We start from the raw sequence: 22,858 nt of genomic DNA on the forward strand, positions 1-22,858 counted from the left end.
ATCGCCCATATGCTACCGGGGCGATCGCAGAAGACACGAACGACTTCGCGTTCCGCGTGATAGCTGAAGGGAAGGCGCAGAAATGGCAAACTATTGGCCAAAGCTCGACTACCTCGGCTGGCGTGAGACCTGTTCCGCCCCGGTTGGGGGAGTTCCGATCAGCTTTGCAACACGCAGCGGAGCACAACATGAAAAAGGAAGAACTCGAAGCGATCCTTGGCAGTGGCGAGAACACGCCTGATCTCGGCCCGATCGAAGACTACCTTCATGCCATCGCGACCGAGCCGAAGCTGCCGGATTTAGCCGTCGGAATGTGCACGGCGAGAATCGAGGAGGCCGCGCCGAAATTGCGCGCCGTTCTGCTGCGGGCTGCGGATGGCGAGGTATTGTCGGACGACGAAAGCCTGCTGCTGTTCCGCGGGCTTCATATCCTGGGCGGTGCGCGTGACCAGGAAGCCTGCCAACCGCTCCTGCGCCTGCTGCGCCGGCCCCAAGAAGAACTCGACGACCTGCTCGGCGATGCCGTCACTGAAAGCCTGGCCAAAATCGTCACTGGCGTGTTCGATGATGATGCCGACGCCCTGTTCGCCTTGATCACCGATCGCTCGATTGATGGATTCATTCGTGAAGCGTTGTTCGCCGCGGCGACTTTCCTGGCATGGGAGCGGCGCATCCAGCGCGATCGGTTTCGGGAATTTCTGGTCCGGTTCCATGAAGAGCGGCCGGCCGAAGACGGCGATCAGGCCTGGGCGGGCTGGCTGCAGGCAATCGCCTTGCTCGGTCTGCGCGACCTGGTGCCGCTCGTCGACGGTGCCTTTCGTGAAGACCGCATACCCGAAGAATGGATTGGTCGTCCTCAGTTCGATGAGGACCTTGTCGCAGCCGAACACGCGCCCGACGACATCGATCGGTTCACGCAAATCAACCTCGGTTACATCGAGGACGTGCTGGTGTCGCTGGATTGGGTGCGGGACAGCGAAGACATCTTCGACGAGGACGGCGAGGAAGCCCCGTGGACCGATTTCGCGTACCCGAGCGAGCCGGTCAGGAATCCCTGGCGTCACGTCGGCCGTAACGATCCATGCCCCTGCGGGAGCGGCAGGAAGGCCAAGAAATGCTGCCTTGCCAATGGCGAGCCGCCGGCGTGAGGCCGGCCGCCCGGAATCTCAATGCGCCGTCATCCAGGCGCGGGCTTCGCGCTGTGCGGTGGCGATTTCGGCATCCGACATCATCTCGGCGACCTCGCGGCGCATCGAGATCGCATCCGCGCGTCCCTTCAGGGCTGCAAGATTGAACCATTTGTGGGCCGCGACGAGATTGACCACGCCGGAACGACCGCTCGCCCAGTACAGGCCGCGCTCGAACAGCACGTCCGGGATCGCGGTGGCCTCCACCGGAATGGCCGCGTCCAGATCAAAGTGCCCCTGAAACATCCGTAGCTCCCCTTTTTATCGTTGCCGCCCTCCCCCGAGCGCGGCCCCTGTCCACTGTCAAAGCACATCCCCAACGCCGTTTTCCGGTCTGTTGTTGGGATGATCATGACCGATCAAATTTGAAGGGCAGTTTAAGGTTCGCGATGAACGGGATGTAAACGCGCGCCTTGTGCCGTCGAACGCGAAATCGCAGAAATGCCTGCGGCACAGGGAGAAGTTACCAATCGTGAAGTTCGGTTTACCCTGCGGTTTCGTAGAACGATAACCATTGCTGCAAGGTCGGCATCATCATCATCATCATCATCATCATTCGTCACCGGGCCGGCCGCAACGGCCGTCGCGCAGTTGCTGCGACCATTCGGGGTCCACGGCGCGGCGGATACCGAATTCGCGAGCGACGACGCGCCTGGAACAACAGGCGGAAGCGAAGCAACCGACGCCTGCGAACGATCGATGATGAATCAGGGAAGACCTTGGCGCCGGACGCCCGATGCGTCGGCTATCGGAACGCTCCGGCGGGAGCGGGCGTTCCGGGAGAACGAGGACGTTCCAGGGAACGAGGGCGTTCCGGGAACGAGGGCGTCGGCGAACACGTCAGGACCAGATTTCATGCCGGGGCTTTTGGCCCCACTGAAATTGCGGGTCGTAAGGATACCCGCACCGAACGAAGAAAAACTTATTTCTTCTGCCGGACCGGTTTTGAAAGAGCGAGCCTCTTTTGAAAGAACGCTCTTCCGAAATACGATCCAGCCGTTTGACCTGATGTCTCGCCGACACCCTCTTTTCGTCGACCAGAGCCTTCAGACTTTTATCCGGGGCTCTAATGACGTGCCGGCATCAAGTCGCCGGCAATCTTGGAGAAGCGAAGTTACTTCTTCTTCTTGGCGACCTTGCGGGTCTTCTTCGCAGTCTTCTTCACTGCGCTCTTCGCCTTCTTTGCCTTCTTAGCTTTCTTGGCCATGTTGCCCTCCTAATGTAAGTGAGATGGCTTAATCGCTGCGTGCACTCGGGAATCGAGATGCACTACATCCCGAATACACCAACACATTCAAAAAAACAGCGTCCCGCTTAAGGAAGTGTTGACGCAGCAATGTGAGAGCGCGCGAAGCACTTCATTCGACGGCACAACGACAAGCGCGCATGTCGATGCAAAAAGTGCCGCAACGACCGACATCGACGCTTGTCAATAGTGAAGGAAATGCCTGTGCCGCAGGCATTTCTTGAATTCGCGCAAACGACGATCAACGTGCGCTCAATGCAGGCGCGACTCATTACTGCCGTCAAAAAGCCGCGTGCACGGACTCTGAGTCGCGAATTTTGGCAATAAAAAAATTTTCATGGTCACAGCGTTGGCGCCTCGTCGGCGCTCGCCAAAACCGGTTCTCCGGACGAATCGCTGCGACCGATTCGCGTCCGCGTTTCCGTGCGTCATGGTAAATTTTCGGATCGCGATGAACGATCGAAGCGCGCTCGCGCGCATCTCTCGTGGCGTCATCGACGACAAGAGTCGTCCCGTTACGGGACGCTTCAGATGCCGAGCTTCGCCTTCAGCAGATCATTCACCGCCTGCGGATTGGCCTTGCCGCCGGACTGCTTCATCACCTGGCCGACGAACCAGCCGGCGAGTTGCGGCTTGGCTTTCGCCTGCGCGACCTTATCCGGATTGCCGGCGATGATGTCGTCGACGACCTTTTCGATCGCGCTGAGGTCAGTGACCTGCTTCATGCCGCGCGCTTCGACCAGCTCGCGCGGGTCGCCGCCTTCCGTCCAGACGATCTCGAACAGGTCTTTGGCGATCTTGCCGGAGATGGTGCCCTCGCCGATCAGGTCGACGATCGCCGCCAGCTGCGCCGCCGACACCGGCGAGTCCGTGATTCCATGGCCTTCCTTGTTGAGGCGCCCGAACAGCTCGTTGATCACCCAGTTGGCCGCGAGTTTGCCGTCGCGCGTTTTGTCGGCGAGACCATCCAGCACCGTCTCATAGAACACCGCGCTCTCGCGCTCGGCCACCAGAACGCCGGCATCGTAGGGCGACAGACCGAGGCTCTCGATGAAGCGCGCCTTCTTCTGATCCGGCAGTTCCGGCAGCTCCGCTTTCAGCGCGTCGACATAGCTCTGCGTGAACTCGAGCGGCAGCAGGTCGGGATCCGGGAAATAGCGATAATCATGGGCTTCTTCCTTGGAGCGCATCGAGCGCGTCTCGCCCTTGTTCGGGTCGAACAGCCGCGTCTCCTGGTCGATCGCCCCGCCGTCCTCGATGATCTCGATCTGGCGGCGCGCCTCGTACTCGATCGCCTGGCCGATAAAGTTGATCGAGTTCATGTTCTTGATTTCGCAGCGGGTGCCGAGCGGCCCGCCGGGCTTGCGTACGGACACGTTGACGTCGGCACGCAAGGACCCCTTCTCCATGTCGCCATCGCAGGTGCCGAGATAGCGCAGAATCGAGCGCATCTTGGTCACATAGGCTTTTGCCTGCTCGGCATCGCGGATGTCAGGTTTTGACACAATCTCCATCAGCGCCACGCCGCAGCGGTTGAGGTCGACATAGGACATGGTCGGGCTCTGGTCGTGCAGCAATTTGCCGGCGTCCTGTTCCAGATGCAGCCGCTCGATGCCGATGGTGGCGGTCTTGCCGCCGTCGAGCTCGACCACGATCTCGCCCTCGCCGACGACAGGCGATTTGTACTGGCTGATCTGGTAGCCCTGCGGCGAATCCGGATAAAAATAGTTCTTGCGGTCGAACACCGAGCGCAGGTTGATCTGCGCATTCAATCCGAGGCCCGTCCTGACAGCCTGCCTGACGCATTCCTCGTTGATGACAGGCAGCATGCCCGGCATCGCCGCATCGACCAGCGAGACATGGCTGTTCGGCTCGCCGCCGAATTCGGTCGAGGCGCCCGAGAACAGCTTTGACTTCGAGGTGACCTGGGCGTGTATTTCCATCCCGATCACGACTTCCCAGTCGCCGGTCTGGCCCTTGATCAGTTTTCCCGGTTTGACTGACACGTTCATGCTTTTCCACTCCCGAGCAGCGCGGACACGATCCGCTCCCATTCGGCTTCCAGAGAATCCTTCGCCGCCGGCTGGCCGGCCTGGCGGTACCAGTAGCCGGCATTGCCGAGATCACCTTCCACCCGGTGCAGATAGGCGTGCACCCAGGCGGAATTCGCATCACTCTCGTCCTGCACGATCTTGTGCGCACGATCCCAGTCGCCCTTGGCGGCCCACCATAGTGCAGCCAGCGGTGGTTCCAGGCCCGGCGCAGGCCCAGCGTCCGTCAGGCTGGCGCGGAAATCTGCCATGTCACCACCAGCGCGGCGGCGTGAAGCGGCCGGCCGCCTGCTCCACGACTTCGCCGAGCGAGAACAGCGTCTCTTCGTCGAACGGACGACCGATCAGTTGCAGCCCGAGCGGCAGACCTTGCGCATCCTTGCCGGCCGGCACGGCGATGCCGGGCAGTCCGGCCATGTTCACCGTCACTGTAAAGATGTCGTTGAGATACATCTCGACCGGATCGGCGCCGCCCTTCTCGCCGACGCCGAAGGCCGCCGACGGCGTCGCCGGGGTCAGGATCGCGCTGACGCCTTTTGCAAAACAGTCCTCAAAATCCTTCTTGATCAGCGTGCGGACTTTTTGTGCGCGCAGATAATAGGCATCGTAATAGCCGGCGGAGAGCACATAGGTGCCGATCATGACGCGGCGGCGGACTTCGTCGCCAAAACCCTCGGCGCGGGTGTTCTCATAGAGTTCGCCGATCGAGCGGCCGGGCACGCGCAGGCCGTAGCGCACGCCATCGTAGCGTGCGAGATTGGACGAGGCTTCCGCAGGCGCCACGATGTAATAGGCCGGCAGCGCGTATTTGGTGTGCGGCAGGGACACATCGATCAGTTCGGCGCCGGCTGCCTTCAGCCACGCCGCGCCTTCGCTCCAGAGCTTTTCGATTTCCGCCGGCATGCCGTCGAGGCGGTACTCCTTGGGAATGCCAATCCTCATGCCCTTGACGGATTTTCCGATCGCGGCCTCGTAGTCCGGCACCGCGCGATCGACCGAGGTGGTGTCCTTGGGATCGTGCCCGGCCATCGAGCGCATCAGGATCGCCGCATCACGCGTGGTACGCGCGATCGGACCTGCCTGGTCGAGCGAAGACGCGAACGCCACGATGCCCCAGCGCGAACAGCGGCCATAGGTCGGCTTGACGCCCACCGTCGCGGTGAACGCGGCGGGCTGACGGATCGAACCGCCGGTGTCGGTCGCGGTCGCGCCCATGCAGAGCAGCGCCGCCACGGCGGACGCCGATCCGCCGGATGAGCCGCCCGGCACCAGCGTGGTGTTGGAACCTTCGCGCCGCCACGGATTGACCACCGGGCCGAAGCATGAGGTCTCGTTCGACGAGCCCATCGCGAATTCGTCGTTGTTGAGCTTGCCGAGCATCACGGCGCCATCGCGCCAGAGCTGCGAGGTCACGGTGGATTCGTAAGGCGGCACGAAATTGCCGAGAATCTTCGAGCACGCGGTGGTGCGCACGTCTTTGGTTGCGAACAGATCCTTGATCCCGAGCGGAATGCCGGCCAGCGGACCGCCCTCGCCTTTGGCGATCTTCGCGTCGATCGCGCGCGCCATGGCGCGGGCCTGATCCGGCGTCTCCAGGATGAAGGCGTTGAGTGAACGCGCGGCTTCGATTGCGGCGAGATGCGCATCCGTCAGTTCGAGCGAGGTGAAAGACTTGTTCGCGAGGCCGGCCTTGGCCTCCGCGATCGTCATCGATATCAGGTCGGTCATTTATTGATCGGGCTGCAGAAGAATGGAGAAAGCGTCTTGTCGTTGGCGGGATCGGTCGGTTTGGGCCGAGTCCTTTCATTGGCCTCGAGCTGATCGAGCACGGCGTCCATCGCCTTGTCGGGATCGGCGGCCTTGCCCTGCCGCTCCATCGCGTCGAGGTAGTTCATATAGGCCTGATAGGCCTTTTCATCGTCGCAGAGCAGACACATCGGACTTCCGATCTTTAGGTAAGTTATTCGATGACCTTCGGCACCAGAAAGAAATGGTTTTGCGTCTCCGGTGCATTCCCAACGATGTCGTCGGGGATCTCGCCGTCATTGATCACGTCGGCACGCTTCTTCATTTCCATCGGGGTCACCGAGGTCATCGGTTCGACGCCGTCGACGTTCACCTCCGAAAGCTGCTCCACGAAAGCCAGCATGGCGTTCAGCTCGCCCTGCAGATGGGGAACCTCGGCCTCGGTGACCGCAATTCGCGCGAGCTGCGCGATGCGGCGGACGGTGGCGGCATCAACGGACATAAATATAGGCCTCGAATGGAGAATTCGCACCCGCCGTATAGCAGAGGCCGCTTTTGCGCCGCAACCACGGGAACAGGCGGAGCGGGGACTTCGGACGCCGAATACCCGCCTTTGGAGGTCAGAAGTCGACCCCGCCCCGACGCACGGGATTTTGAGCGCCAAGCGCCCATTTCCCTTGCAAAAGCACCCTGACGAAACCATTTTGCCGCCTTACGTAGTCGTCCTGAAACAGTCGGGGGATGTAGTCGCGGCCAGACATCGGAGGTCGTGTCATGTCCACCATCGAAAATGACAGCGCCGGATCGGAAAGCTGGGATCCTGCCCTCTGGTCCATCGGGACCGTGCTCGGCGTCGCGATCATCTACCTCGCCTGCTTAACCTGACCAATAGGAGGGAGAGCTATGTCCCAGGCTAAAATCCTGCAGGAGAAGGCGGAAATGTTCGAGCGCCGCGCGGAAAGCGCGACCGATCCGATCTCAAAGCAGCACTACAAGGAGATGGCGGCGCATTACCGGTCGCTGGCGGTTGAGCATCTTGAGGTCCACCGCGACGAACCGGCACACTAGGAAGCCGCAAGCCAAGGCCTCGCGTCGCCCACAGGCGCCAATAAACCAACAAGCCTCAGCTCGCGGACCTCAACAAATTGGAAATTCCTATTGTCTCCGGTATCGTGGACCTCGGATTTCGAGGCTGACCGGCTACTCGCTCTCCGTGACAAACAAGAAGATCAGAGAACGCGGGGGGCGCAGGATGGATTTCATTGAAGCCAATGGCGTCGGGCTACGCTGCGAGCTGAGTGGCAGCGGCGACCACACGCTGGTGCTGGTTCACGAAATGGGCGGCTCGCTCGAAAGCTGGGACGACGTTGCGCCAAGGTTCGCGAAATCGCGCCGCGTGCTGCGCTATGACACACGCGGCGCCGGATTGTCGCAGAAGGTGCGCGGTGAACTTACCCTCGATACGATGGCCGACGACATCGCAGCCCTGCTCGATCATTTTGGGATCGCCGGCAAGGTTGCGCTGGCGGGGGTGGCCGTCGGGGGTGCGATCGCATTGCACTTCGCGGCACGATACAAGGAGCGCACCAGCGCCGTTGCGGTCGGCAGCCCGGCCACCGGCATAGCAGCGGAGCGCCGCGCGGCAGCACTGGAGCGCCTCGCACGGATCGAAGCCGCCGGCATGGCGTTGGCGGTCGAGGATTCCATGTTGAACGGCTATGCCCCGGAGCTTCGCGGCGGCATCGCCCGGTTCGAGCGTTTTCGGACACGATGGCTCGGCAACGATCCCTCGAGCTATGCCACGATCTGGCGAATGCTGGCGGCGGCCGACATGCAGAACGAACTCGCCAGGCTTACGTGTCCGGTCCTCGTGATCGGCGGCAGCCTCGATCGCGTGCGCCCGCCGCCGTTGGCGGAAAGCGTGGCCAAAGCCATTCCCGGTGCCCGCTACGTCGAAATCCGCACCGGGCACTACATGGCGGTGCAGACGCCCGATCTGCTCTCCGATTGCATCGACGAGTTCCTGCGATCGGTCGGCGCCTGACAGAAACCTGAATACTCCTCCAACAGCCCCAAGGCCTCCCCACATGAATCCGCAACCTCAACACCAGATTCCGGGCGTCTACCATCGCAGGATCGGCGATATCGTCGTCACTACCATCAGCGACGGTTATCTCGATGGCACTCTCGAGGTGATGCGCAATGTCGATGTCGAGAAGGCGCGTCAGATACTGACGGATTCGTTCCGGCCGGCACGGCGAACCAGCGTCAACACCTTCCTGATCCATTCGAAGGGACGCATCGCGATCATCGACACCGGATCGGGCAACTATTTGCAGCCCACAGCCGGCTTCGTTCAGCGCAACCTCGCATTGGCCGGTATCGATCCAAAATCGATCGATACCGTGTTGCTGACCCACATGCATCCGGATCATTCCGCCGGCCTGACCGACATGTCGAACGGCCAGCTGCTGTTTCCGAACGCGGAACTTGTGATGCACGAGAACGAACTGGCGCACTGGTTCGACGACGGCGCGATGGCAAAAGCCGACGAGCGATCGGCAAAACTCTATTTTCTATCCGGCCGCGAACAGGTCGCGCCCTACAGGAACAGGACGCGATTGTTCCGGGAGGGTGAGGTGTTTCCCGGCGTGACCGCCGTGCCCAGCCTTGGGCATACGCCGGGCCACACCGCGTATCTCGTCGCATCGGGCAACGATCAGTTGATGATCTGGGGCGACACCGTGCACGTGCCGGAGGTGCAGACCGCGTTTCCCGAAGCCGGCATGGCCTTCGACACCGATCTCGCCGCAGCCGCAGCCGCGCGAAAACGCATGTTCGACCGCGTCTCCGCCGACAGCGTCTTGATCGCCGGAATGCACCTGCATTTCCCGGCGTTCTCGCGGCTGGCACGGCGGGGGGACGCCTACGCGCTCTATCCCGAAGCCTGGGTCCACGCACTATAGCAGCGCGCGGACGGCGAACGCCGCACTATCCGCCCAGTGCACCCAGCCGCGCCAGCGCGGCACCCGCAAGCGCACGCGTCAGTTCCGCCGCCGGCATCTCGCGGCCCATCCGTACAGCCTGCCCGGCCCAGAGATTGGTGAAGTCGACCTTGCCCACCTTTTCGGCCGCCGCCTTGAGCGGCCCGAGCGCCGTCGCGGCGTGCGGGAACGCCGGTGCATCCGGCGAGATCGGGCCGACCTCGCGCATGACGCGGTTGGCAACACCGCGTGCGGGGCGTCCTGTCATGACATTGGTGATGACGGTGGAATCATCATGCGCCTGGGCCAGTGCGACGCGGGCCGGCGCGATCACCTTGGATTCCGGGCAGCGCAGATAGGCGCTGCCGATCTGCACGCCGGATGCGCCCAGCGCAAACGCCGCCGCGATGCCGCGCCCGTCGGCGATGCCGCCGGCTGCGATCACCGGCACCCTCACCGCATCGACCACCTGCGGCACCAACGCAAACGTGCCGGGTTGCTGGGCGATATTGTCGGTCAGGAACATGCCGCGATGGCCACCGGCTTCGGCGCCTTGCGCGATGATGACGTCGGCGCCGTTCTCCTCCAGCCAGATCGCTTCCTTCACGATGGTTGCCGACGACATCACGATGCAGCCGGCCGCCTTGACGCGCTTGACCAGCGCCGGATCCGGCAGGCCAAAGTGGAAGCTGACCACTTCCGGCTTCAGCTCTTCCACCACGGCGCACATCGCCTCATCGAACGGCGCGCGGTTGGCGGCAGTGACAGGCGCGGCGGGATCGAGGCCCAGCTCCTTGTAATATGCCCCAAGCCGCGACTTCCATCCGGCCTCACGCGCGGGATCGGCATCGACCGGCGTGTGACACATGAAGTTCATGTTGACCGGCGCCGAGACGCGCTGGCGGATGATGTTGACCTGCTCGCGCGCCTTCTCGGCCGAGATCATCCCGCACGGCAGCGAGCCGAGCGCCCCGCCCTGCGCCGCCGCGATCACCAGCTCGGCGTCCATGATGCCGGCCATCGGCGCCAGCACGATCGGAAATTCGGTCTTGAAGAGGTCGATGATCCGGCGGTCTGGCCACATGGTTTCTACTCGCTTGGGTGAATTGAAGGTGTGAACGGTCAGGCGGCGAAGGAGTTGCGTCGTCCGTTCAATATCTGGTCGGCCTCGGTGACGATCCTGTCAACGATCTCGGCGGCCGGCGGGATATCATGGATCAGCCCGACCGCTTCGCCCGCGATGACGGCGGCAATATCGAAATTACCCGCGGCCCTCGCAGCCGCATATTCGGCGGCGACCGCTTTGACATTTTGCATGAGTTCGACCTCGCGTCCGATCCAGCGCCGCGCATGATCGTTGATCAGGCAACGGCCGGTGAACGGCGCCGGCCAGACATTGTTGCGCGAGAGATCGAAGATGATTCCGCGGACGCTGTTGCCGCTCGACGCCGCGCAGATGCGCCGTTTCGCTTCCTCGGCACCGTCGCATTCCTGGCTGGCATAAAAGCGCGTGCCCAGCAGCACACCGGAAGCACCCAGCATCATCATCGCCGCGAGCCCGCGACCATCGCCGATGCCGCCGGCCGCCGCGACCGGTACCCGGCCGGCTGCAAGATCGACGATCGCCGGCACAATGTCGATCGTCGTCCGCGACGCGCCATGGCCGCCAGCCTCCGTTCCCTGCGCGATCAGAATGTCGGCGCCTGCATCGAGGGCCTGCCGCGCCATCGTCTCGTCCTGCACCTGACAGATCAGCAGTGCGCCCGACGACTTAATGCGCGGTGCGAAGGGCTTTGGATCGCCGAACGAAAGCATGATCGCGCGCGGACCCACTTCAAGCGCGATCTCGAGCAGCGCCGGCTGTTTCGCAAGACTCCAGGTAATGAAGCCGATGCCGAAGGGATCAGAGACATCGGCAAGCTTGGCCGTCTCCTGCTCGAGCCATGCCCGGTCACCATAGCCGCCACCGAGAATACCAAACCCCCCTGCGGTGCTGACCGCCTTGGTGAGACGCGCGCCCGCGATGACGTCCATCGGCGCCGACAGGATCGGATGCTGGATGCCCAAACGAGCGGTCAACGGTGTCGATATCGGCATGTCCCTTCCCCGAAGTCTGGACAGCCAGATTAGACCGAACTATCATTCTCTAAAAATGAATACTAGAGAATTCAGACATCTCTAAAATGAAACGGAACGCCCCATGGAGCTGAGCGATCTCCTGACCTTTGCGACCGTCGCACGCCTGGGCGGCATCACCCGCGCCGCCGAAGAACTCAACACCGTGCAGTCCAACGTCACCCAACGCGTGAAGGCGCTCGAAGCCGAGATCGGTACCGCGCTGTTCGAGCGGCACAGCCGCGGCATGACGTTGACCGGCGCCGGCCGGCGCCTGCTGCCCTACGCGCAGCGGATGGCCGCGCTGTCTCGCGAGGCGCTGCTCGCCGCGCGCGACGATGGCGAACCGAAGGGACCCCTCGCGATCGGCTCAATGGAAACGACGGCGGCGGTGCGCCTGCCCTCCCTGCTCGCCGAATTCCATCGCCGTTTCCCGGCGGTGCGGCTGAGCCTGCGGACCTCGACGACGGCCGAGCTCGTGGCCGGTGTGCTCAATGGTACATTCGACGGTGCGTTCGTCGCGGGCCCGATCGATCATGCCGAACTCGATGCGACGGTCGCCTTCCGCGAAGAACTGGTGCTGGTGACCGCGCGGCGCTGGCAGACCCTCGCCGCCCTGCGCGCGGGCACGCCGGAATCGGGGCCAACCGCGCTGGTGTTCCGCACCGGCTGCACGTACCGCCAGCGGCTCGAGCAGATTTTTTCGGAATTCGGCTGGCCGTCTTCCGCGCGGTTCGAACTCGGTACGCTCGACGGCATGATCGGTTGCGTCGCCGCCGACATGGGCGTGACGATGCTGCCGCGCGCCGTGGTCGGACGGAACGACACCGTCAGCATCCACACGCTGAATCCTGCGCAGTCCAAGGTCGAGACGCTCTTCATCACCCGCCGCGCTGTCCATCAATACAGCGCCCTGCAGGGCTTTGCTTCCTGCCTGAGCGGCAATGGCGAGGTTATTGCCGCCTGATACTCCAGCGCCGCGCCGCGACGCCGGCCCAGATCGCCTCGACCAGCCCGAACGGCCAGGCGCCCTGCAGAAATCCGTAAACTGAGCCGAGCCCGCAAGCTCCGGCGAAGGCGAGGATGCACCAGTGGCTGCGATCTTCCAGCGCGTAAGCCACCAGCATCGCGGTCACTGCGAACAGGCCGAACAGGCTAAGCGCATCCATCGTCTTCTCACTCCACTTTTCGTTCCGCCCTGCGAAACGACCCTGCCATATTTTCGCAACAAGCCGCTTTGCGCTGCACGCTTCCGCGCCACAGCGATTGTTTTCAAACCAATTGAAGCGCTGCGCGCTGCGACGTTAGTATGAGGCGCTAGTTGCCAAAAACCATAACGTCAACATCTGGGAGGGACTGCGATGCGCCTTGCATTCGTATTGAGCTGTTCTGTTGCCTTGTTAGGTACGGTCGGAACGGCAAGCGCTCAGGATTGGACCAAATCGAAATGGGGACCGAACGACGAGATCGGCGCCGCCAATTACATGAAGCCCGAACTCGTCGTGAAGGCGGCGGGTTTGGTCAAGACCGGCAAGACCTACGCGCTCGGCATTCCCGTCGACACCAAGACCCCGGCCTACCCTCCGCGAGCCTTCAAGATTACGGTGGTGCAGCCCGGTCAGGCCGGCATTCCCGGCTTGGGACCGAGTAAGACCACCTATAATGACGACATCATCGAGGGCTGGGTCGGCGTCGGCAGCCAGCTCGACGGCCTCGGCCATATCGGCGTCGAGCACGTCTATTACAACGGTAACAAGCTGCTCGATTTCGCCGATCCCACCGGATTGAAAAAGCTCGGTGTCGAAAAGATCCCGCCGATGGTGACGCGCGGCGTGCTGCTCGACATGGCGGCTCATTACGGTACCGACGTGATCAAGGAAGGCACCGCCTTTAACACCAAGGAGATCGAGGAAGTTGCGAAGAAGCAGGGCGTCGAAATCCGCCAGGGCGACGTCGTGATCTTCCACACCGGCTGGCTGAGCCTGATCGGCAAGGACGACAAGCGCTTTGGCGCCGGCGAACCCGGTCTCGGCGTCGAAGGGGCCAAGTACCTCACCGGCAAGGGCGTGGTTGCCATCGGCGCAGATACGTGGGGTCTCGAAGCGGTCCCGTTCGAGACCAAGAACATCTTCGAGGTGCACCAGATCCTGTTGCCGATGAACGGGACCTACATCCTCGAAAACATGGACACGGCCGAACTGGCCAAGGACAAGGCCTATGAGTTCCTGTTCGTGCTCGGCCAGCCGCGGTTCAAAGGCGGCGTGCAGAGCATGATCAACCCGGTCGCGATCCGGTAACGCCACATCTACAGGCGGCGTGGCGTTCTCGCATGGACGCCACGCCGTGATCGGCTTTGCGCGCATGACGGGCCGGTGTTATGCGGGGTCATGTCCGCCCCTATCCTTCCCCTGATCGAAGCTGTTACCCACTGGCCTGAGCGTGGTGCCCTGATCGGCCTCGATCTCGGCACCAAGACCATTGGTGTCGCCGTGTCCGACCCCGACCGGCGGCTGGCTACCGGCGTCGAGACCATCAAGCGCAAGGCCTTCAAGGCCGATGCGGCGCGGCTCCTGGCGATATCGGGCGAACGCAACGCGGTCGGCTTCGTGCTCGGCCTGCCGATCAACATGGACGGCAGCGAGGGGCCGCGCGCGCAATCGACCCGGGCCTTTGCCCGCAATTTCTCCAACCTCACAGGACTCGCCATCGCGCTGTGGGACGAGCGGCTCTCGACGGCTGCCGTCGAGCGTGAATTGATCGGCATGGACGTTTCCCGCGCCCGCCGCGCCGAGGTGATCGACGAGCATGCCGCCATCTTCATCCTGCAGGGCGCGCTGGACCGGCTGACGAAGCTGCGCAGGGACGCTTAAGCATGGCGGTCGTCAGCGCGGCGCTGCTGCCGGTGTTTTTTCTGATCGTGCTCGGCTTCTTCCTGAAGCGGACCTTGATACGGCCTGAGGCGCAGTGGCATGGGCTGGAACGGCTGACTTACTACGTGCTGCTTCCGGTCCTGCTGATCCAGACGCTGGTGAAGGCCGACCTTACCAGGGTGCCGCTGGCCGGCGTCGGAGGCGCGCTGCTGCTGTCGGCGCTCGCGATGTCACTGCTGTGTCTTGCGCTGCGTCCCCTGCTCGCCCGCGCCGCGGTCGATGGTCCCGCCTTTACCTCGATCTTCCAGGGCGCGACGCGCTGGCAGACCTATGTGGCGCTCGCCGTCTCCGGCAGTCTGTTCGGCGACCTCGGGCTGGCGCTGGCGTCCGTCGCGATGGTCGCCATCATCCCGCTGGTCAACGTACTCAGTGTCGCGGTGCTTGCCCATTACGCCTCGCCGGAAAAGCGCTCGGCCGGTTCGATCGTCGTGACGGTATTGAGCAATCCACTGATCTGGGCCTGCGCGATCGGGCTGGCGCTCAACGTCACGCACATTCCGCTGCCCAAACTCTGGCATGAGGTGGCGGACGCGCTCGGCCGCTCCTCGCTCGCCATCGGGCTGCTGGTGACCGGCGCCGGCCTGCATCTCGAAGGCCTGTTCCGGCCGAGCCTTGCCGCCGCCGTCGCGGTGTTCCTCAAGCTGGTGCTGATGCCGGCGATCACGGTCGCGTTGGCGTTACAATTCGGACTTGCCGATTCCAACCTCGCCGTCGTGACGGTCTGTTCGGCGGTGCCCACGGCGTCAAGCGCCTACGTGCTGGCCCGGCAAATGGGCGGCGACGCACCGCTATTGGCGCAGATCATCACGCTGCAGACCATTTTGGCGGCGGTGACGATGCCGATCGCGATTGCGCTGGTGAATTAGGGCGCATTTTCGAAATGCGGACCAATGCTTGAATCACGGAGGTGGTGGCGGCGGAGGCGGCAACTGCAATTTCCGCGCGATTTCCGCATATTTTTCCGCACTTACCTGATAGTAGGTGTAGTTCATTTTTGCGATATCGTACAGGGACGCGGCGATTTTGCTGATGTCGACCGGCTCCCTTTTTGCACACTCAAATATCTCCTTGATAAGTTTATTCCAGCTTCGCTCATCTTTCATAGTCGTGCTCAAATCAACGATGCTGACCACGTCCATCGGCCTCGAGATTCGCCGTATGTTGCTCTGTATCTCCAGACTTCGTAACTCGTCTTTTATCCTTGATATCACATCGGAGATCTTCAGGACTTCATCCTGCGTCGAATTAACGTACGATAACAGTTCCAGGTAAAGTTGATCGATCAATTTTCTCCGCGCGTACCACGTGAGATTTATCATATTGTAGACCGTCAATTCCTCCTTGTTCGTTGTGTCGTGAATTCCAAAAATGGGAACATCGATCGGCGCCGCAGTGAAATAGAACTTCATCCGAGTGGCACCATCGATCTCTTCGTAGCGTCGAAGCGTCAGACGATAAAGATTATCGGACCCGATCGGACGCATAAAGCAGCCGAGCGGTGCACTCTTCTTGGTGGCGGTTCTCAGCATGCGCGCCAGTTCGGGTTCGTAAATGTCGCTATCTGCCCAATGCCCGGACAATTCCTTCCAGTTCCAAGCGCCGGTCGAGACGTTCTTTCCGAACAGCGATTGCCAGTCCTGCGTGCCCATGAACAACGCCTCGTCAGGAAGCGCTTCATTTTCGAGCTGCACTTTATTGCTTTCAGAATTTTCCAACTCAATGGAGAAATTTGGAACAAGATCGAAGTTTATCGCGATGACATGCGTGTAATCGAACGCCCTGCAAATGTCGGCGGCGGTCTTGTGCAGAAAGGATGGATCTATGCTCGGAAATATTCCTCGATCAACGTACAGCTGCTTGAGAAATTCGAAAACGTGCTCTTGAGATATGGGTACTGATATGTACTGGTTCAGCGCTCGCGGTTTGCTGACACCTGGATCGTGGAGAATAACAATTGATCTTGTTTCGTCTTTGCTAAGGGCCGTTTGAAACTGACCGGCCTCAAGCAGGCAGTACCCCCAATCCTGATCCTCTCCCGTGTAAAGCAGGACAAAGATATCCGCGCTCTGAATCCCTGCGGTTATCTCTGGAGTTAACTCTCTGCCCTTCTGAAAATCTTCTGCGAGAACTACTTTTATCTTGTTGCCTGAATACGACGCGATCAAATTCCCGATCTTGCGCGCCGCCTCACTATCTTTCGGCATCTTGTGGCTGATGAAAATCGTTAGATCGGCCATCGCCCTCTCCAATCAATTCTCGGTGGCAAATTAGGAACTTAGAAAATACAAAAGAATCGATCTGCTAAATCAACCGCACCAACGTGACGAGCGTCCCAGCAGTCCGCTACTCGTCGCTTCCCTTCGTGTCGCTTCTCCCGTGACGAGCGGCTCTGCATTCAACCCCATCCTTGGTTGCAGTACAAGGGAGATCGACTTTGGGGTGTGATAAATCTCCTTGACTACCGGGCTGGGCAGCTAATTTCAGAGATCGCGCTTGGCGCTCGACCGGCCGACCCTTTACGCGTTCCCCGCCAGCCAGAACGTCTGTATCGTCGCAGCCAGATTATTGATGCCGTGCAGGACGATCGTCAGCCAGATGGAGTTCATGCGGTAGCGGAGATAGCCCAGCAGCACGCCGATCGAAAACACCTCGCCGAAGAAGAACCAGTCGTACTGCAGATGCAGCGAGGTCCAGGCCAGCGACGACAGGAAGATGGCGCCGGCGACGCCGAGCTTTGATTCCGACCAGCCGCGGTAGAGAAACCCGCGCGAGAATATCTCTTCCCACATCGGCGCGGCGACGCAGAACGCGATCACCAGAAGCCACAGCGCGCCGTCGGCCTGCGCGGATTTCAGCACCTCGCCCATGAAGCCCGGCGTCACCTCGCGTCCGAGCGCCCGCGACAGCAGGTCCCAGACGCCGACAAGGATGGCCAGGGCCGCGACGCCGATGAAGAAATTGCGCCATGAAGTCCAGCGCAGCGCCAGATAATCGGTAAAGGATATGCGCGTCGGACGGATCGCGATCCACGTCGCCAACAGCACGGCGGGCAATCCCAGGATGACCGAGAGCGAGATGGTCAGGCCGCTGCCGACGACACGGATCGCTTCGGCGACATCGAACGATCCGCCCTGCCGCAGCACGAAGTAGACGATGACCGCTACCTGGCCGAGGAACATCGCCGCGAAGATGAACAGGCCCCACAGCGTCGTGCCCCAGAATTTCCAGACGTGTGGCGGTCGCTGATCGGGGATCACTGGCGGAACTGCCACGGGAACTGCGGGAGTAAGGGAATCCATCAGACGGCTTTCATTAGAGCGGGATGAGATTAGGTTGGGCCGTGACGACGGGCCATCTCGTGCCCCCGGACGCAAGCGGCGTGAGTGCTGCGAGCCGGGCCATTCTACTTTGCATGGGGTTGTTTTCGCGATTTTGTGTCTAGGCCCTGCGGTGTACCACGGAAGAGTATCTGCACTGCGTCCGGGAAACGAGATCGTTAACTTCGCGCTAATGGCGAATCGATTCGACTCGAACCCATCCCGCTCTAGCGAGATCGTATTCACGGCAGCGCGCGTTCCAGCAGGCCGCTTATGTCGTTATTGGCCAGATCGACCGCGCCGTACATGCCGGCGTGATTCCCGGCAAGGCGCGTGGCCGCGAATAACTGTGCATGCCGCGACGACACGGCATTGAGCGCGGCAGAAGCCGCCAGCAGCGCCAGCCTTTCGACCGCCAGCCGCGCCACACGCTCGCTGTCCGGCCGCCGGAACGCCTTGCCGATGAAGGTGACCACCTCGCCCGCGCCCGGCAATCCGAGCGTCTCGCCGGTCAGTTCATGCACGATGCTGGACGCCACGTCCGGCTCGCGCGACAGCGCACGGAGGACGTCGAGGCACATCACATTGCCGGAGCCTTCCCAGATCGCATTGACCGGCGCCTCCCGGTAATGCCGCGCCAGAATGCCCTCCTCGACGTAACCATTGCCGCCGAGGCACTCCATCGCCTCATAGAGAAAGCCCGGCGCGCTCTTGCAAACCCAGTATTTGATGGCGGGCGTCAGCAGCCGCATATAGGCGGCTTCCTTGGCGTCAACGGGCGCGCGGTCGAACGACCGGCACAGCCGCATCACCAGCGCGACCGTGGCCTCGACATGCAGCGCCATGTCCGACAGCACCGCCTGCATCAGCGGCTGATCGGCGAGATGCTTTTGGAACACGCTGCGATGCCGCGCGTGATGCAGCGCATGCGCGAGGCCCGATCGCATCAGGCCGGCGGACGCAATCGCGCAATCCTGCCGCGTCAACTGCACCATCTGGATGATGGTGCGGATACCCTTGCCCTCGGCGCCGATGCGCTCGGCATAGGCGCCGTGAAACTCCACTTCGGACGACGCGTTGGAGCGGTTGCCGAGCTTGTCCTTGAGCCGCTGGAACCGGATCGCGTTGATCGACCCATCCGGCGCAAAGCGCGGCATCAGGAAGCAGCTCAGTCCTTCCTCGGCCTGCGCCAGCACCAGAAAGGCGTCGCACATCGGCGCCGACATGAACCATTTATGCCCAGTGATGCGGTAGGCGCCGCCATCGCGCTCCGCGCGCGTCATATTGGAGCGGACGTCGGTGCCGCCCTGTTTCTCGGTCATGCCCATGCCAAGCGTCATGCCGCGCTTGGTCCACCACGGCGCAAACGCCGGATCGTAGGATCGCGTGCCCAGCACCGGCATCACCTTGGCCAGCAGATCGGGCTGTTCCGCCAGCGCGGCGACGGAGGCCCGCGTCATGGTGATCGGGCAGAGATGCCCGGTCTCGACCTGCGAGGCGATATAAAATTTCGCCGCGCGTATCACCTCCGACGCCCCGCCGGCGGGCTTGCCGTCGGCGGTCCACGTCGAATTGTGCACGCCGGCATGTGCACTGTGCGCCATCAGCTGGTGATAGGCCGGGTGAAACTCGACCTCGTCGCGCCGGTTGCCGCGCGCATCGAACGTCCGCAGTTTCGGCGTGTTCTCGTTGGCGACGCGGCCGCGTTCCGCCATCGCCGCCGAGCCCCAATGCTTGCCGAACTCCGACAGTTCGCCCTCGGCCGAAGCCCCGCCATTGGCGGCGACCGCCTCGACCAGCGGCCGGTCGACCGCATAGAGATCGATATCTTCGAACGGCGGCGACTGGTTGAAGACCTCGTGGGTCGCGAATGCTGCCTGGCTCATGGCTGGTCCTGGAACCGTGAATTACTTCCGCTGGGTGATCGGGAAATCATAGGCCTGCCTGCCCGCCCCGGGCAGCGAAAAGTGCCACCACTCCTTCGAATAGTTTACAAATCCTCGCCGCGCCATCACCTGAACCAGCTCCTCCCGCCAGCGGCGCTGGGCTGCGGTGACGGATTTCGCCGCCGTGTGCGACTTGACGTCGGAACAGTCGTAGCCGGTGCCCATGTCGACGCTGCCGTCCGGCGCGCGAAGGTTCACGTTGGCGGAGCAGTCGCCATAGTCCTTGGTGGGATCGAAGGTGGCCGAATTGTCGGCTTTCAAATCGACCAGCGTGAGATCGAGCGCGGCGCCGGTGGAATGGCCGGAGCGTTCGGCGATGTAGCCGAGCCGAAACAGATCGGCCTTGCTGAACGCCGGGTTGTACCGTTTTCCCGCCACCGTCTCCTTGCCGTCGCGCGACCAGGCCACCATGTCGGCAACCGCGCGCGTCGGCCGGTAGCAGTCGAACATCTTCAGCGACAGGTTCTGCAGCGCGAGATCGTCCTGAACGCTCTTCAGCAGCGCGCCGACCTCGCGCTTCACCACGCATTCGGCCGCCTCATAGCCCCTGAGCGGGCGGCCGACGAAGTTGTTCGAACCGGCGTAGCGCATATCCTGGATGATGGTCGGATCGATATCGCGCAGATAGACGAAACCGGCCGGCAACTTCTGCGCCTGCGCGGCGGTGCCCGTGAGACAGCTTGCCGCCAATATGGCCGTGAGCACTATGCGCGCTCTCACTTCCTTATTCGTGCGGATCACTGCACCCGCTCCGAACTGACCACCGGCTTCGTGATCGCGGTATCCATGTATCTGTTGCCGGCCAACGCGCTTCTCGGCCATGGCCGGCGTGGCTGCTATCCCTGCGAGGCAGGCGATGGTACCCGCCAGCATCCGCGAAGCGATCCGGACGCATTGAATGAAATGCCGCACGTTTTGCCCAGCCTGATGCACCGTGCGCCATCCTAGCTGAATCGCTCCTCAGGGCCCACCGTCCGGCCGTTTACCCTGCCGCCGAAGCGCTAGTGGATAAGTCCGGACGCCGGATTTGACGCTTGCCCTGCATGGCATCTCTGCCTATAGCAAGGCTTTAATGACCCCTGCATCGAAATCGACCTTCGTCCTCGGTCACCGGCATCTGCTGGGAATCGAGGGACTTTCCGCTGCCGATATTACCGGCCTGCTCGACCTTTCCGAGGAATATGTCGAGCTCAACCGCCAGGTGGACAAAAAGCGCACTTCCTTGCGCGGTCGCACCCAGGTGAACCTGTTTTTCGAGGCCTCGACCCGCACCCAATCCTCGTTCGAACTGGCAGGGAAACGGCTCGGCGCCGACGTCATGAACATGTCGGTGTCCTCATCCTCGATCCGCAAGGGCGAGACGCTGATGGACACGGCGGTGACGCTCAACGCCATGCACCCGGATATCCTGGTGGTGCGGCACCACGCCTCCGGCGCGGTGGAACTTCTGGCGCGCAAGGTTGACGGTTCCGTGATCAATGCCGGCGACGGCGCCCACGAGCATCCGACCCAGGCGCTGCTGGACGCGCTGACCATCCGCCGGAATAAAGGCCGGCTGGAAGGGCTCGTGATCGCGATCTGCGGCGACGTGATGCATTCCCGCGTGGCGCGCTCCAATATCCTCTTGCTCAACACCATGGGCGCCCGCGTCCGCGTCGTCGCCCCCTCCACGCTGTTGCCGCGCGGCATCGAGCGGATGGGCGTCGAGGTCGCGCGCGACATGCGCGAGGGCCTCAATGGTGCCGATATCGTGATGATGCTGCGGCTGCAGCGCGAGCGCATGAACGGCTCGTTCGTGCCGTCGTCGGGCGAATACTTCCACTATTTCGGTCTTGACCAGAAGAAGCTCGCCTATGCCAAGCCGGACGCGCTGGTGATGCATCCGGGGCCGATGAACCGCGGCGTCGAGATCGACTCGATCGTGGCCGACGGCGCGCAATCGCTGATCCGTGAACAGGTGGAAATGGGAGTGGCGGTGCGGATGGCGGTGCTCGAAGCACTCGCCCGCAACCTGCCGAACGCGTGAAACCATGCTGACTGATAGACGCCCGATCCTGCTCGCCAATGCCCGCGTCGTCGATCCCTCCCGGGATTTCGACGGGCCCGGCGACGTCCTGATTGCCGATGGCACGATCCGCGACTCCAAGCGCGGCATCGGCGCGGCCGGCGTGCCCGAAGGCACCGACATCATCAATTGCGCCGGCAAGATCGTCGCCCCCGGGCTGATTGACATGCGCGCCTTTGTCGGCGAGCCCGGCGCCAGCCACCGCGAGACGTTTGCCTCTGCCAGCCAGGCGGCTGCAGCCGGCGGCATCACTACCATCATCTGCCAGCCGGATACCTCGCCGGTGATCGACAATTCGGCGACGGTGGACTTCGTGCTGCGCCGTGCGCGCGACACCGCGATCGTCAACATCCACCCGATGGCCGCACTGACCAAAGGCATGGGCGGCCAGGAGATGACCGAGATCGGCCTGTTGAAGGCCGCCGGCGCCGTCGCCTTCACCGACGGCGACCGGAGCGTCACCAACGCCCAGGTGATGCGCCGGGCGCTCACCTATGCCCGCGATTTCGACGCACTGATCGTCCATCACACCGAAGACCCCGATCTGGTCGGCGAAGGCGTGATGAACGAGGGCGAATTCGCCGCGCGACTTGGGCTCGTCGGCATTCCCAATGCCGCCGAAGCCGTGATGCTCGAGCGCGACATACGCCTGGTGGCGCTGACCGGCGGGCGCTACCACGCGGCCTCGCTGTCCTCGATCGAGTCGCTGGAAATCCTCAAGCGCGCGCGCGACGCCGGCCTCTACGTCAGCGCCTCCGTGTCGATCAACCATGTCACGCTGAACGAAAACGATATCGGCCCCTACCGGACCTTCCTGAAGCTGTCGCCGCCGCTGCGCACCGAGGAGGACCGCCTCGCGCTTGTCGCCGCCCTCGCCTCCGGCCTGGTCGACGTCGTGATGTCCGACCACAACCCGCAAGACGTCGAGGTCAAGCGGCTGCCGTTTGCCGAGGCCGCTGCCGGCGCGGTCGGGCTGCAGACCATGCTGCCGGCGGCGCTGCGGCTGATCCACAATGGCGAGATGGACTTCAAGACGCTGATCCGGGCGATGTCGACGCGGCCTGCGGAACTGCTCGGCCTTCCCGGTGGCTCGCTCCGCGCCGGTTCCCCCGCCGACGTCGTCGTGATCGACCCCGATACGCCCTGGGTGCTCGATCCCGCCGACCTCAAATCGCAGTGCAAGAACACGCCGTTCGATGAAGCCCGCTTCTCGGGGCGCGTCGTGCGTACTATCGTGGGCGGGCGGACGGTCTATGAACATGTCTGATTCG

General features: G+C 62.5%; 23 protein-coding genes. 10 read left to right on the plus strand and 13 right to left on the minus strand.

The window, feature by feature from the left end; all coding sequences use genetic code 11:
- Positions 1-56 precede the first annotated feature (56 nt).
- Positions 57-1,148: a DUF1186 domain-containing protein gene (locus tag C7G61_RS20680; protein ID WP_145963660.1), complete on the plus strand. Its 1,092-nt coding sequence runs from the start codon at positions 57-59 to the stop codon at positions 1,146-1,148.
- An 18-nt stretch (positions 1,149-1,166) separates the two neighbouring features.
- Here the strand turns inward: C7G61_RS20680 and C7G61_RS20685 are convergent, their stop codons facing one another.
- From C7G61_RS20685 to gatC, 6 genes are all read right to left on the minus strand, one after another.
- A complete protein-coding gene (locus C7G61_RS20685; RefSeq protein ID WP_108517746.1) occupies positions 1,167-1,433 on the minus strand; it encodes a hypothetical protein in 267 nt (88 codons plus the stop codon).
- Between the two features lie 1,527 nt (positions 1,434-2,960).
- The gene (gene gatB, locus C7G61_RS20690) at positions 2,961-4,445 is read right to left on the minus strand and encodes an Asp-tRNA(Asn)/Glu-tRNA(Gln) amidotransferase subunit GatB (protein ID WP_108517749.1); all 1,485 of its coding nucleotides are present in this window, start codon (positions 4,443-4,445) and stop codon (positions 2,961-2,963) included.
- Positions 4,442-4,735 carry a hypothetical protein gene (locus C7G61_RS20695; RefSeq protein ID WP_108517751.1) on the minus strand — a complete coding sequence of 98 codons (294 nt, stop codon included), beginning with the start codon at positions 4,733-4,735 and terminating at the stop codon, positions 4,442-4,444. The genes gatB and C7G61_RS20695 overlap by 4 nt, the downstream gene beginning before the upstream one ends.
- Position 4,736: 1 nt before the next feature.
- The gene (gene gatA, locus C7G61_RS20700) at positions 4,737-6,212 is read right to left on the minus strand and encodes an Asp-tRNA(Asn)/Glu-tRNA(Gln) amidotransferase subunit GatA (protein WP_108517753.1); all 1,476 of its coding nucleotides are present in this window, start codon (positions 6,210-6,212) and stop codon (positions 4,737-4,739) included.
- On the minus strand, positions 6,209-6,421 hold the full coding sequence (locus C7G61_RS20705) for a hypothetical protein (protein ID WP_108517755.1): 213 nt from the start codon (positions 6,419-6,421) through the stop codon (positions 6,209-6,211). The genes gatA and C7G61_RS20705 overlap by 4 nt, the downstream gene beginning before the upstream one ends.
- A gap of 23 nt (positions 6,422-6,444) precedes the next feature.
- Complete coding sequence (gene gatC / locus C7G61_RS20710; protein ID WP_108517757.1) at positions 6,445-6,732, minus strand: Asp-tRNA(Asn)/Glu-tRNA(Gln) amidotransferase subunit GatC; 288 nt, start codon at positions 6,730-6,732, stop codon at positions 6,445-6,447.
- Between the two features lie 401 nt (positions 6,733-7,133).
- Here gatC and C7G61_RS44750 point away from each other — a divergent pair, with 401 nt between their 5' ends.
- The 3 genes from C7G61_RS44750 (at position 7,134) to C7G61_RS20720 (ending at position 9,196) form a co-directional block, all read left to right on the plus strand.
- On the plus strand, positions 7,134-7,298 hold the full coding sequence (locus C7G61_RS44750; RefSeq protein ID WP_190241898.1) for a hypothetical protein: 165 nt from the start codon (positions 7,134-7,136) through the stop codon (positions 7,296-7,298).
- 184 nt (positions 7,299-7,482) lie between these two features.
- Positions 7,483-8,274 (plus strand): alpha/beta fold hydrolase, encoded by a 792-nt coding sequence (locus C7G61_RS20715; protein WP_108517760.1) that lies wholly within the window; start codon positions 7,483-7,485, stop codon positions 8,272-8,274.
- Between the two features lie 43 nt (positions 8,275-8,317).
- Entirely contained in the window at positions 8,318-9,196 is an 879-nt protein-coding gene (locus C7G61_RS20720; RefSeq protein WP_108517762.1) for an MBL fold metallo-hydrolase, read from the plus strand.
- 25 nt (positions 9,197-9,221) lie between these two features.
- Here C7G61_RS20720 and C7G61_RS20725 read toward each other — a convergent pair whose 3' ends face one another.
- Together C7G61_RS20725 and C7G61_RS20730 are read right to left on the minus strand one after the other, a co-directional pair.
- A complete protein-coding gene (locus C7G61_RS20725) occupies positions 9,222-10,298 on the minus strand; it encodes an NAD(P)H-dependent flavin oxidoreductase (RefSeq protein WP_108517765.1) in 1,077 nt (358 codons plus the stop codon).
- Positions 10,299-10,336: 38 nt separating this feature from the next.
- Entirely contained in the window at positions 10,337-11,335 is a 999-nt protein-coding gene (locus C7G61_RS20730; RefSeq protein WP_274542282.1) for an NAD(P)H-dependent flavin oxidoreductase, read from the minus strand.
- Positions 11,336-11,414: 79 nt separating this feature from the next.
- Here C7G61_RS20730 and C7G61_RS20735 point away from each other — a divergent pair, with 79 nt between their 5' ends.
- Entirely contained in the window at positions 11,415-12,296 is an 882-nt protein-coding gene (locus tag C7G61_RS20735; RefSeq protein ID WP_108517770.1) for a LysR family transcriptional regulator, read from the plus strand.
- On the opposite strand, the gene C7G61_RS20740 is transcribed toward C7G61_RS20735, so the two are convergent.
- Positions 12,283-12,498, minus strand: a complete 216-nt coding sequence (locus C7G61_RS20740; RefSeq protein WP_108517773.1) for a hypothetical protein — start codon at positions 12,496-12,498, stop codon at positions 12,283-12,285. The two genes, C7G61_RS20735 and C7G61_RS20740, sit on opposite strands and share 14 nt — an antisense overlap.
- Positions 12,499-12,690: 192 nt before the next feature.
- Here C7G61_RS20740 and C7G61_RS20745 point away from each other — a divergent pair, with 192 nt between their 5' ends.
- From C7G61_RS20745 to C7G61_RS20755, 3 genes are all read left to right on the plus strand, one after another.
- Positions 12,691-13,626 (plus strand): cyclase family protein, encoded by a 936-nt coding sequence (locus tag C7G61_RS20745; protein ID WP_108517776.1) that lies wholly within the window; start codon positions 12,691-12,693, stop codon positions 13,624-13,626.
- A 90-nt stretch (positions 13,627-13,716) separates the two neighbouring features.
- Entirely contained in the window at positions 13,717-14,199 is a 483-nt protein-coding gene (gene ruvX / locus C7G61_RS20750) for a Holliday junction resolvase RuvX (protein WP_190241899.1), read from the plus strand.
- A 2-nt stretch (positions 14,200-14,201) separates the two neighbouring features.
- Entirely contained in the window at positions 14,202-15,125 is a 924-nt protein-coding gene (locus C7G61_RS20755; protein ID WP_108517782.1) for an AEC family transporter, read from the plus strand.
- Between the two features lie 33 nt (positions 15,126-15,158).
- Here the strand turns inward: C7G61_RS20755 and C7G61_RS20760 are convergent, their stop codons facing one another.
- The 4 genes from C7G61_RS20760 to C7G61_RS20775 form a co-directional block, all read right to left on the minus strand.
- A complete protein-coding gene (locus C7G61_RS20760; protein ID WP_108517784.1) occupies positions 15,159-16,496 on the minus strand; it encodes a toll/interleukin-1 receptor domain-containing protein in 1,338 nt (445 codons plus the stop codon).
- 279 nt (positions 16,497-16,775) lie between these two features.
- Positions 16,776-17,558 carry a CPBP family intramembrane glutamic endopeptidase gene (locus C7G61_RS20765; RefSeq protein ID WP_108517787.1) on the minus strand — a complete coding sequence of 261 codons (783 nt, stop codon included), beginning with the start codon at positions 17,556-17,558 and terminating at the stop codon, positions 16,776-16,778.
- A gap of 260 nt (positions 17,559-17,818) precedes the next feature.
- On the minus strand, positions 17,819-19,462 hold the full coding sequence (locus C7G61_RS20770) for an acyl-CoA dehydrogenase family protein (protein WP_108517789.1): 1,644 nt from the start codon (positions 19,460-19,462) through the stop codon (positions 17,819-17,821).
- A 21-nt stretch (positions 19,463-19,483) separates the two neighbouring features.
- On the minus strand, positions 19,484-20,260 hold the full coding sequence (locus C7G61_RS20775) for a M15 family metallopeptidase (protein ID WP_420836777.1): 777 nt from the start codon (positions 20,258-20,260) through the stop codon (positions 19,484-19,486).
- Positions 20,261-20,594: 334 nt separating this feature from the next.
- On the opposite strand from C7G61_RS20775, the gene C7G61_RS20780 reads away from it, so the two are divergent.
- Positions 20,595-21,548, plus strand: coding sequence for an aspartate carbamoyltransferase catalytic subunit (locus tag C7G61_RS20780; RefSeq protein WP_028345624.1), 954 nt, complete (start codon positions 20,595-20,597; stop codon positions 21,546-21,548).
- A gap of 4 nt (positions 21,549-21,552) precedes the next feature.
- Positions 21,553-22,854: a dihydroorotase gene (locus C7G61_RS20785; protein ID WP_108517791.1), complete on the plus strand. Its 1,302-nt coding sequence runs from the start codon at positions 21,553-21,555 to the stop codon at positions 22,852-22,854.
- Positions 22,855-22,858: the final 4 nt, after the last annotated feature.

Source organism: Bradyrhizobium algeriense (assembly GCF_003062295.1).
Classification (GTDB): domain Bacteria; phylum Pseudomonadota; class Alphaproteobacteria; order Rhizobiales; family Xanthobacteraceae; genus Bradyrhizobium; species Bradyrhizobium algeriense.